Genomic DNA, 11,060 nt, shown 5'->3' on the forward strand with positions numbered 1-11,060 from the left:
GGCGCCATGGCATCGCGCCATTCCTTGTTGTCCGGCCAGCGCTCGGCCGGCACCGCCGCCCACCAGAGGCCACGACGCTGCGTGCGCACCAGTGCCCCCGCCTGGCTCAGCTCCCCCACATGATAGGGTCGCGTCGCCAACCAGAAAAAGCCCTTGGCCCGGATCACCCCCGGCCAGGTCGAGTTGATAAACCGGTCGAGCAATAGCGGATTGAACGGCTGGCGGGCGCGATAGACGAAGGAGCGCACGCCATATTCCTCGGTCTCGGGCACATGGTCCTTGAACCCGTTGAGCTCCTTGAACCAGAGCGGATGGGTCTCGGCCACTTCGAGGCTGAACAGCCCGGTATCAAGCACTTCATCGAGCGGGGTGGCGCCGAAATCGGTCTCGACGATGCGCGCCGCCGGGTTCAGCGCCTTGATGATGGTCCGCGCCGCCTGCCGATCCCCCTCCGTCGCGGTCGAAATCTTGTTGAGCACCACGACATCGGAAAATTCGATCTGCTCCACCAGCAGGTCAACCAGCGCCCGCTCGTCACCCTCCCCCGCCGTTTCGCCGCGATCACGCAGAAAATCGGACGAGGCGTAGTCCTTGAGCAGGTTCGCGCAGTCGACCACCGTCACCATGGTGTCGAGCCGCGTGATGTCGGAGAGCGAAAAGCCCTGGTCGTCGCGAAAATCGAAGGTGGTCGCGACGGGCAGCGGCTCGGAAATGCCGCTCGATTCGATCAGCAGATAATCGAACCGCCCATCGCGAGCGAGTTTGGTCACCTCGGCCAGGAGATCATCGCGCAGGGTGCAGCAGATGCAGCCATTGCTCATCTCGACCAGCGTCTCCTCGGTGCGGCTGAGATTGGCGCCACCATCGCGCACCAGCGCGGCGTCGATATTCACTTCGCTCATGTCGTTGACGATGACAGCGACCCGGCGCCCCTCGCGATTGTTGAGGACGTGGTTGAGCAATGTGGTCTTGCCCGCGCCGAGAAAGCCGGAGAGCACGGTGACGGGGAGTTTTCTGGGGGCCATGGTTCTGTCCAAACTGGAAAAATGCCCTGCCGTCGGGGGCGGCGGCAGGGCCTGCGATCAATGCTGGCTGCCCGAGCCGCCAACGGCGACTATGTTGTAGGGCGCGCCATCGACCGCGATTTCACCCGCGGGGGTAAAGCCGGCCACATCGACCAGATGCACCACGCTCTTGAGCGGATCGGTCACGGCAACCTTGTCACCCACCAGCGCCAGACGCGGCCGCGGCAGGCTCCACTCGCCATCCATGGAATAGGGTTCTGTCACTTTCACTGACTGGGTCAGTTCGCCCGACACCACATCGAGCTGCCGCAGGAAGCCGTCCTCGGTGAAGATGTAGGCGAACTTCGGCCGCACGGAATCGGTGATGAAGTGCACGCGCCGGGTCGGCAGATCGACCAGACGATAGGGCTCTGCCTCGGCCGGATCGATGATGACCACCTTGTCGGCCCCATAATTGCCGAGGAAATACTGCATCCCCTGCCCGCCGATCAGCGTCGTGGTCTTGCCCTCCGGCAGGCCCGAATAGTCGAGCTTCTTGACCTGCGGTTCGCCGGAGCCCGAAACAACAAGCACGCCATCGCCGCAACCGACGATCAGCAGATTGCCCGAAGCAGCCTCCCCGTGGAGATCGGGGCAGGCATGGGTTTCGCCCACAAGGTTCCCGGAAGCATCAAGCACATTGAGCCCAATCCGCGGCTTCTTCTCGTCCTCGGCATTGGCGGTCGACACCAGCGTAAAATCACCCCACGGCACGGCCAGCCCGTGATGCGGCGTGCCGCTGTCGAGCTGGGAAGCGGTGACCTTGCCTTCCTCCGCCCATGCATGGGGGCTGAAGAGATCGACCTTGCCCGAACCGTCGAAGAACAGCGCCACCTTGCCGCCGTGCTCGACAAAGTGCGCCGGCTTTTCGCCAGTGATTACCGCCTCGACGAGTGCCGGCTCTGAAACTTCGATATCGCCGTGATCTCCGTGGTCATCGATGGCAATGCCCGAGCGAATGGCCGAAACCTGATTGGCCGCACCCTGCACGGCAAACACCGCTTCGCCCGATGCACCGGCCACAAGCGAGGCCGGACCCTTCAGGGCAAATATGCCCAGCGTGTCGCCGCTGATCGCATCCAGGGCCGTCACCTTGCCCTCGGCATGGTCGGCGACAAATAGCCGCCAGGCCGTGACGTCATCGGCCATAACCGGCGCCGTCAGCGCCGTGGCGAGAAGAAGCGAAGTAAAGATATGACGCATTTTTAGTCTTTCTGATATGTTAGCACATTACGTATTGTGTTGAGAATCGAACGCGTGTTCGCCCGCTCCCGGCCTCCCCCCGTCAAGGGGAAGGCGCGGGGTCAGTGCACAAGGCACCATCCAGTCACAAACTCGACGCAACACCTCCCCTTGCCGGGGAGGATAAGAGGAAGGGCGGCAGGCGCCTTACTTCAGGCAGTCCACCAGGTTCGCCGCCAGCCCGCGCAGCAGGTCGGCGTAGAGCTCCGGCCCTTCAGAGAGCGCGCTGCCCTCCGGATCAAGCACACCGGCCTTGGCATCCGTACCTTCCACTACTGTACGAACAATGGCCGGCTCGAAATTAGGTTCGGCGAAAACGCAGGTCGCGCCAAGCTCTCCGACCTTGCTGCGCAGCTCGTCGACGCGAGCGGCGCCGGGCATGACCTCGGGCGACACCGTGATCGTGCCCGCAACTTCAAGCCCAAACCGCTTCTCGAAATATTGGTAGGCATCGTGGAAGACGATGAAGGGCTTGTCCTTCACACCAACGAGGCTTGCCGAAATCTCGGTTTCGAGCGCGCCGAGGGCAGCAATTTCGGTCTCAGCATTGGCCTTATAGGTCGCCGCATTGTCGGGATCTGCCTCGGACAGTACCCGCGCAATATCCGTGACCATCAGCTTGGCATTTTCCGGGTCGAGCCAAAAATGCATGTCGGCCTCTTGGTGGCCGTGCTCATGCGCATGATCGTGCTCTTCGTGCCCATAATCCTCATCGCCATGCGAGTGCGGCTCGAAGGCCCCGCCTTCCCGCATGGGCAGCAGTTCAATACCGGGCGCCTCGGCCAGTTCCACCGTCTCGGCCTTGGTCGAAAGCGTTTCGAGGGCATTGGCCAGGAAGAGTTCGAGACCATGACCGGTCCAGAAGACGATATCGGCGCTTTCAAGCGCCGCCGCATCGGAGGGGCGCAAGGAATAGGTGTGCGGAGACGCCGCGCCCTTGACGATCAGGGCAGGCTCGCCCACCCCGGCCATGACCGCGGCAACCAGCGAATGCACCGGTTTTATCGAAGCAACGACGTTGGGCGCGGCAAGCGCCGTACCGGTCAGCATCAGGCTGGCGAGCGTCGCGAAGGGGATCAGCCGGTTCATTGAAGGCACCTCTTGTCGTCGACATATCGGGAGACGATATGTTATGTTATTACACTTGCAGCAGCGTTATGCTATAACGTAAATGACGACGTCAAGTGCGGTTGTGGAAACTTTCATGGATATGCGAGCCAAGGGCGAAACGCTGATCACCCTGATCAATGCCGGGGTCAAGAGCGGCGGCCGCGTGCTGGTGGAGGGCGTTGACCTGTCCATCGCGCGCGGGGAAATTGTCACGCTTATCGGCCCCAATGGCTCGGGCAAGTCGACCACTGCGAAGATGGCAACGGGCGTACTGAAGCCCAGCATGGGCAAGGTCACGCGCAAGTCGGGCCTGCGGATCGGCTATGTGCCGCAAAAGCTCAGCATCGATTGGACCCTGCCCCTCACGGTCGAGCGCCTGATGACGCTGACCGGCCATTTTTCGCGGGCCGAGATCGACGCCGCGCTTGCCGCGGTGGGCGCGGGCCGCCTGCTCCACGCCGCAGTTCAGGAACTGTCAGGCGGCGAATTCCAGCGCGTGCTCTTTGCCCGCGCCATGATCCGCAAGCCCGATCTCCTGGTGCTCGACGAACCCGTGCAGGGCGTCGATTTCTCGGGTGAAGTGGCGCTCTATGAACTGGTCCGCCAAATTCGCGACACCACCCAGGCCGGCATTCTGATGATCAGCCACGACCTGCACGTGGTCATGGCCGAAACCGATACCGTTATCTGCCTCAATGGCCATGTCTGCTGCCGCGGCACGCCCGCCGCGGTCAAGCGCAGCCCCGAATATCTTGCGCTCTTCGGCGCCCGCGCCGCCGACACACTCGCCATCTACGAGCACCATCACGACCATGAACACCATGACGACGGTTGCGTAGTGGGGAGGCATGGCGAACACGAGCACCCGCACGGTCATGTGCATCACGATAACCTGGCGCAAAACCATGCTCGATAACACTACGAATTTCTGGGCTGGCCGCCCCCCCTCCCCATCCCTCCCCGCAAAGGGGAGGGTGCCGGACCGGAGGCTTTGGCAGCATAGCGTCCCAATCTCGATGCAGCACCTCCCCCTTGATGGGGGAGGTTGGGAGGGGGTGCCGGCAACCTCGATGCCAAAGAAGGGAGATCAGTATGCTCGGTGATTTCTTCTCACGCGCCATTGTCGCCGGCATTGGTCTCGCTGCCGTCACCGGGCCGCTTGGCTGCTTCGTCGTCTGGCGCCGCATGGCCTATTTCGGCGACACGATGGCCCATTCGGCCCTGCTCGGCGTCGCCATTTCCATTCTCCTGTCAGTCAACATGACGCTCGGCGTCTTCGCCGTCGCCGCCCTCGTTGCCGGCGCGCTCCTGTTGCTGCAGCGCCAGAACACGCTCTCCACCGACGCCCTCCTTGGCATTCTCAGCCATTCCTCGCTCGCCGTCGGCCTGGTCCTTGTGGGTTTCCTCACCCAGATCCGCATCGACCTCATGGGCTTCCTCTTCGGCGATATCCTGGCCGTGTCGATGGAAGACATCGCCATCATCTATGGTGGCGGCGCGGCGATCCTGGCACTGCTCGCGCTCTATTGGCGCCCGCTGCTCGCCGCAACGGTCAGCCCGGAACTGGCAGAGGCTGAAGGCCTCAATCCAGAGGTCAGCCGCATCCTTCTCATGCTGCTCATGGCCTCGGTCATCGCCATCGCCATGAAGCTGGTCGGGGTGATGCTGATCACTTCCTTGCTCATCATCCCTGCCGCGACAGCGCGCCGCCTCAGCGCCACGCCGGAAATGATGGCCGTGGCGGCCGCAGGCGTCGGTGTCGCAGCGGTCGTCGGCGGCTTGTATGGGTCGCTCACCTGGGATACCGCTTCGGGACCGTCAATCGTGGTCGCGGCGCTGTTGATTTTCCTCGTCTCGCTGGCGGTGCCGACCGCAAGATTGTTCGGCAGGAGAGAAAGCCATGGCGCATAGTCACGACATGCCAACCGATCTGACGCGCAATCAGGAACTGGTTCTCGGCGCGCTCACGGGCTCCGCGAGCCCGCTCAGCGCCTATGACATTCTCGACAAGCTGCGCGGCGAGGGCCTTCGCGCCCCGCTCCAGGTCTATCGCGCCCTCGCCAAGCTGCTCGATCGTGGCCTCGCGCATAGGCTGGAATCGATCAACGCCTTCGTCGCCTGCGCCGACACACGCTGCCACCGCAAAGGGCTTATCGCCTTCGCCATCTGCGAGAGCTGCGGCAAGGTCGATGAATTCGCCGATGAGGTGATCGAGGAACGTCTCGGCGCCTGGGCCAAGACCGGCGGCTTCAAGGTGGAACGGACCACCATGGAGATCCGCGGCCGCTGCGCGGACTGCCTGCAAAAGGCGGCCTAACTCGGCCCGAGCGCCTCCCCTCCCCTTGTGAGAGAGGGTGCAAGGCGCGAGATGGGTGAGGGGTTTTACCCCTCCACCCCAAATGTCAGGAACCGCACGGCCGCCGCGCCATATTCGCGCTCGTCGTCGAGCGAGAACCCTGCGGGCACCGTCACCGGCACATCGGCGCTTTCTTCCCAGACCAGGGTGGCACCCGGCTTCAGCCAGCCATTGGCGGCAAGCTCGGCCAGCGCCTTCTCACCCAGTTGCTGCCCATAGGGCGGATCGAGAAAGACGAGATCGAACTGCCCGAAGGTGCCTGGCGTCCCGAGCCCTGTCGCATCGCGGCGCAGGAGCTTGGTGATCCCCGCCACGCCAAAGGCCTGGATATGGTCGCGGATCAGGCCGCGCGCCTCGGCACCCACATCGACGAAGGTGACATGCTCGGCGCCGCGCGAGAGGGCTTCGAGCCCCAGCGCGCCGGTCCCTGCGAACAGGTCAAGCACGCGCTTGCCTTCCAGCACCGGCCCAAGGCGCGATCCGAGGATGTTGAACATGCTTTCGCGCACGCGGTCCGCCGTCGGGCGAATGGAATCGTCCGACGGAGAAGAGAGCTGCTTGCCGCGAAACTTTCCGGCGACAATCCGCATGGTTTAGCCGCGCGGCTTGCGCGGACCGGTCGGACGACCGCCCGAAGGCTTGCCGCCAAAGGGCTTGCCACCGGCCGGGCGGCCACCAGTCGGTCGACCACCTTCCGGACGGGCACCGCGCGGCTTGTCGCCAAAGCTCTTGCCGGCAGGACGGCCGCCCTGCGGGCGCCCCTGGCCGGGACGGTCATCGCGACGCGGCGGACGGCCTTCCTCGAAACCGCGCTGCGGGCGATCGGAACGCGGGCCACGCGCCGGCTTGTCGCCAAACGGGCGCGACGGCCGGTCACCACGATCCGGACGGTCGCCACGGGCAGGACGGTCGCCGAAGCTGCGGCCCGGCTTATCACCGAAAGACCGTGCCGGACGATCACCACGATCCGGGCGATCACCGAAGCTACGGCCGGGCTTGTCGCCAAAGGACCGCGCGGGACGGTCGCCACGCTCCGGACGAGCACCAAAGCTACGCGCGGGCTTATCACCAAAGCCGCGCTGCGGGCGCTCGCCGCCACCACGCCGGTCGTCATCACGACGCGGGCGGTCACTAAAATTGCGGGCCGGACGCTCATCGCCATCCGGACGGCGGCCGCGCTGCGGACGGTCGCCGAAGGACTTGTCGCCATAAGGCTTGCGATCGCCAAACGGCTTCTTGTCCCCATGGGCGCGCTTTTCGCCGAAAGGCTTCTTGTCACCGAACGACTTGCGATCGCCCCGCTCGGGACGATCCCCACGCTCCGGCCGGTCACCGCGGGCCGGACGTTCCGCCGGGCGACCAAAGGTGCGGGCGGACTGATCGTCCTTATCGAAGCGAGGCTTACCCGGGCCCTTGGGTTCGTATTCTTCCGGCGCACGACCATCGTCGTCGAAGTGAATGCGGCGCGGACGGACCGGACGATCATCGTCGCGGGACGAGCGACGGTCATCTCCGCCGCGTGCATCAAAACGACCACCACCGGCGCGCGGGCCGCGGCCACGCGGCGATTCGCTCATGGCGCGCGGCGGCGGGAACAGACCTTCGGGCATGTCGCTGTCGAAGTCGACATTGGCCGCCTCGGCCAGCTTCTTGCCGAGCTGGTCCTTGAGCATCTTTGCCTTCACCACCTCGATCTGGCCTTCGGCCAGGTCGCCGAGCTGGAACGGACCATAGGACACGCGGATCAGGCGGTTCACCTCGAGGCCGAGTGCGCCGAGCACGTTCTTGACTTCGCGGTTCTTGCCTTCGCGCAGACCGACGACGATCCAGACATTGTGCCCCTGCTCGCGTTCGAGCGTGGCTTCGATGGGGCCATAATTGATGCCTTCCACCGTGATGCCATCCTTGAGCGCATCAAGCTGCGCTTGCGTCACAAAACCATAGGCGCGCACGCGATAGCGGCGCAGCCAGCCCGTGGAGGGCAGTTCGAGCACGCGCTTGAGCCCGCCATCATTGGTCAGGAGCAACAGGCCCTCGGTATTGATATCGAGACGACCGACGGTAACGACGCGCGGCAAGCCCTGCTCTTCGAGCGCCTCGAAAATGGTCGGACGACCTTCGGGGTCCTTCTCGGTCACCACGAGCCCGGCGGGCTTGTGATAGAGCCAGATGCGGGTGCCCTGGCGCTCGGCCAGCGGCTGACCGTCAACGGTGATCTTGTCGCGGCTCGTCACGTTGAAGGCCGGGGTAATCACTTTCTTGCCATTGACCATGACGCGGCCAGAGGCAATCCAGCCCTCGGCATCGCGGCGGGAGCAGAGGCCGGCGCGGGCCATGACCTTGGCAAGACGATCGGCGGTTTCGGGTTTTGGTGTGTCGCTCATGCGAACAGGACTTCCATAACATGCGGGACCCGGATTGGGCGGCGCGGAGAAAGCGAAAGGCGGCCGGATCATCCGGCCGCCAGACAGAATCGGATTATCGTCAGGCGTTTAGTTCTTGAGCGTCGTTTCCGACGACGTCAGCTTGGTGGAGGCGCCACCGCTGAGCATGTTCGAACCCTGACCCTGACTACGGAGCGCGCGGCGCACTTCCTCGGGGCAGCGTGCGTCGCTAAGCGGAACCAGCTCACCCTTGGCGGTGCGACAGACAAGGTTGGCATCGCCGACGCGGGTAAAGTAGTCATCCGGCGGCAGATAGAGCGGGCGCGCACCAGCGGCGCTCACCTGCATGCCTGCAGCGCTCATACGAGCGGTCAGGGCGCGGGCTTCCTCGGGTGTCAGCGGACGGCCCGAGAGCGAACGCAGGTCGACGACCTTGGCATTGCGCAGGCGCTGGATATCGGCCTCGCTGAGATTGGTCGTGTCGATCCGCACCGTGCTGCTGTTGGCGGGCAGCTGGGCGGCCGCAACCTGAGTGCTCGGTGCCGGAAGATTATTGCCATCGCGCGGCAACACCAGCGGCGCACGCGCCTGGGTGGGCTCGGCCTTGGGCGGCGTTCCGGGGATCAAACCAATGCCGCGCGCCGTGTCATTCATCACGTCGCGTTCAAAGGTGCCAAAATCGGTCAGCGCATTGGTGCCTTCGACGGTGGTGCAGGCGCCCAGCGCCAGAGTCGCCGTCAAGGCCAGGCCCGCCAGCACCGCACGCGCGGCGGCCGAAATACGGCCTTCGTGGCCGATCAATCCAATACGCATGAAACGTCCCTTACAATTCTGGCCGCGCTTATAGCGCATTTGTGGCCCTAAGACCAGATTTGGGCAGCACAATGATGCGCGAGCCCTACTCGCTCGTCTTTGCCCTGGCTTTCCCAAGACCTGAAAGATCGATCAGCAACAGGATCACGCCCAGCGTGATGGCCATGTCGGCAATGTTGAAAATATAGAAGGACCAGGTGCCCCAATGGAAGTGGAAGAAATCCGCCACCGCACCATAGATTAGGCGATCCAGTGCATTGGAAAGCGCCCCGCCGATGGCAAAGGCGAGGCCCAACCGGGTCAGCGGCGCATCAGTTCGCAGCCACCAGATCGAGAGGCCGACAATGGCCGCCAGCATGATGGCGCCCAGCGTCCAAACCGGCAGCCCATCGAGCAAACCGTAGGAAATTCCGGTATTCCAGACGAGCACATAGTCGAAGAACGAGGTGACCGGCACGATCTCGCCACCGCGCCAGCCCGTCATCGAAAACGGCATGTAGTTGGAAAAGATCGAGACGCAGTTTGCCTGCCCGATCGCATAACATTCAGCCGCGATATGATAACCCTTTTGCGCCCGGTCGATGCCGAAGGCGAGGACCGCCGCGACGAGGGACCTATAGATGGCGGGGGATGGCTTGGCTGTCATCGCGCGGAACGCTCCCGATTGTCATGACCAGTCACGGCGTCATTCCACCTAACGTAGAACGACGCCGTCTGAGGCGATCAAAGCCCTGCAGCTGCCCGTTCGCGCAGCGCCTGGGCGTCGCGCAGGGTCACGTCGGGATATTCGGCATCCGACCCGACCTCGGGCAGGATCTTCCACGAGCGGGCGCAACGCTGGCCTTCGGCCAAAGCCGGCACCACCGACACACCCGGTACGTCGTCGAGGCGGAAAGCCTCGGCCGGGCCTTCGGTCTCGGTGACCGCAATCGCCGAGGTGATGGCGATTTCAGCCAGGTCTTGCCCTTCGAGCGCCTCGACATAGCGAGCGTCGGCGACAAAAACCTGCGGCGCCGCTTCGAGCGACGAACCGATGCGCTTTTCGCGACGCTCGATTTCCAGCGCGCCGGTCACGACGCGACGCACCGCGCGGATCAGTTGCCACTTGTTTGCCAGATCCTCGTCCAGCCAATCAGCCGGAATGTCGGGGAACAGACGCAGGTGCACGGATTCATCATCGCCCGGGTGACGCTCCAGCCAGCACTCTTCCATGGTGAAAACCAGGATCGGGGCGAGCCAGGCGGTCAGCGCGTTGAACAGGTGATCGAGCACCGTCAGCGCCGAACGGCGTTTTACCGAGGAGATCGGGTCGCAATAAAGCGTGTCCTTGCGGATGTCGAAATAGAACGCCGAAAGCTCGATGTTCATGAAGTTCGACAGCAGCGAAACGACCTTGCGGTAGTCATATTCCTTATAGGCCGAGCGCACGCCCTCATCGAGCTGGGCCAGACGATGCAGCATCAGCCGCTCGAGTTCGGGCATATCTCTGACACCGACGACATCGTCGGCCTTGAAGTGAGCGAGATTACCGAGCAGCCAACGCAGCGTATTGCGCAGTTTTCGGTACGCATCCACGGTCGTCTGGATGATTTCCTTGCCGAGCCGCAGGTCTTCCGAATAGTCGGACGAAGCCACCCACAGACGCAGGATATCGGCACCGTACTGCTTGATGATGTCCTGCGGGGCAACGGTATTGCCGAGCGACTTGGACATCTTCTTGCCTTCGCCATCCATGGTGAAACCATGGGTGAGAACGCTGTCATAGGGCGCATAGCCATTGGTCGCGCAGCTTTCGAGCAACGACGAATGGAACCAGCCGCGATGCTGGTCCGAGCCCTCGAGATAGACGTCCGCCGGCCATTTCAGGTCCGGACGGTCCTCCAGCGTGAACGTGTGCGAAGACCCGGAATCGAACCACACGTCGAGGATATCCTTGACCATGATCCAGTTCTCGTTGGCGCGGGAACCGAGGAAACGCGCGCGCGCGCCTTCCGCGAACCAGGCGTCGGCGCCTTCCTTCTCGAAAGCCTCGACGATGCGGGCGTTGACGGCTTCGTCCTTCAGGACATTGCCGTCGGCGTCGGCGAACAC

General features: G+C 63.7%; 11 protein-coding genes. 3 read left to right on the forward strand and 8 right to left on the reverse strand.

What is annotated here, in order from left to right; genetic code table 11:
- The 3 genes from J0I64_RS20035 to J0I64_RS20045 form a co-directional block, all read right to left on the reverse strand.
- The coding region (locus J0I64_RS20035) for a GTP-binding protein (RefSeq protein ID WP_291411583.1) at positions 1-1,025 on the reverse strand (1,025 nt) is incomplete at its 3' end.
- Between the two features lie 57 nt (positions 1,026-1,082).
- The gene (aztD, locus tag J0I64_RS20040) at positions 1,083-2,267 is read right to left on the reverse strand and encodes a zinc metallochaperone AztD (RefSeq protein WP_291411585.1); all 1,185 of its coding nucleotides are present in this window, start codon (positions 2,265-2,267) and stop codon (positions 1,083-1,085) included.
- 186 nt (positions 2,268-2,453) lie between these two features.
- Positions 2,454-3,395 (reverse strand): zinc ABC transporter substrate-binding protein, encoded by a 942-nt coding sequence (locus J0I64_RS20045; protein ID WP_291411587.1) that lies wholly within the window; start codon positions 3,393-3,395, stop codon positions 2,454-2,456.
- A 115-nt stretch (positions 3,396-3,510) separates the two neighbouring features.
- Here J0I64_RS20045 and znuC point away from each other — a divergent pair, with 115 nt between their 5' ends.
- The 3 genes from znuC (at position 3,511) to J0I64_RS20060 (ending at position 5,733) form a co-directional block, all read left to right on the forward strand.
- A complete protein-coding gene (znuC, locus tag J0I64_RS20050) occupies positions 3,511-4,332 on the forward strand; it encodes a zinc ABC transporter ATP-binding protein ZnuC (protein WP_291411588.1) in 822 nt (273 codons plus the stop codon).
- Between the two features lie 176 nt (positions 4,333-4,508).
- A complete protein-coding gene (locus tag J0I64_RS20055) occupies positions 4,509-5,327 on the forward strand; it encodes a metal ABC transporter permease (protein WP_291411591.1) in 819 nt (272 codons plus the stop codon).
- A complete protein-coding gene (locus tag J0I64_RS20060) occupies positions 5,317-5,733 on the forward strand; it encodes a Fur family transcriptional regulator (RefSeq protein WP_291411593.1) in 417 nt (138 codons plus the stop codon). Before J0I64_RS20055 ends, J0I64_RS20060 begins: the two co-directional genes overlap by 11 nt.
- Before the next feature lie 65 nt (positions 5,734-5,798).
- Here the strand turns inward: J0I64_RS20060 and rsmD are convergent, their stop codons facing one another.
- The 5 genes from rsmD to J0I64_RS20085 form a co-directional block, all read right to left on the reverse strand.
- Positions 5,799-6,362, reverse strand: coding sequence for a 16S rRNA (guanine(966)-N(2))-methyltransferase RsmD (gene rsmD / locus J0I64_RS20065; protein WP_291411595.1), 564 nt, complete (start codon positions 6,360-6,362; stop codon positions 5,799-5,801).
- Positions 6,363-6,365: 3 nt separating this feature from the next.
- A complete protein-coding gene (locus J0I64_RS20070; RefSeq protein ID WP_291411597.1) occupies positions 6,366-8,156 on the reverse strand; it encodes a pseudouridine synthase in 1,791 nt (596 codons plus the stop codon).
- Positions 8,157-8,264: 108 nt separating this feature from the next.
- Positions 8,265-8,969 (reverse strand): hypothetical protein, encoded by a 705-nt coding sequence (locus J0I64_RS20075; RefSeq protein ID WP_291411599.1) that lies wholly within the window; start codon positions 8,967-8,969, stop codon positions 8,265-8,267.
- A gap of 85 nt (positions 8,970-9,054) precedes the next feature.
- Entirely contained in the window at positions 9,055-9,615 is a 561-nt protein-coding gene (lspA, locus tag J0I64_RS20080; protein ID WP_291411601.1) for a signal peptidase II, read from the reverse strand.
- A 77-nt stretch (positions 9,616-9,692) separates the two neighbouring features.
- On the reverse strand, positions 9,693-11,060 hold a 1,368-nt coding region (locus J0I64_RS20085; RefSeq protein ID WP_291411603.1), incomplete at its 5' end, for a class I tRNA ligase family protein.

It is taken from the genome of Devosia sp. (assembly GCF_017307565.1).
Taxonomy (GTDB): domain Bacteria; phylum Pseudomonadota; class Alphaproteobacteria; order Rhizobiales; family Devosiaceae; genus Devosia.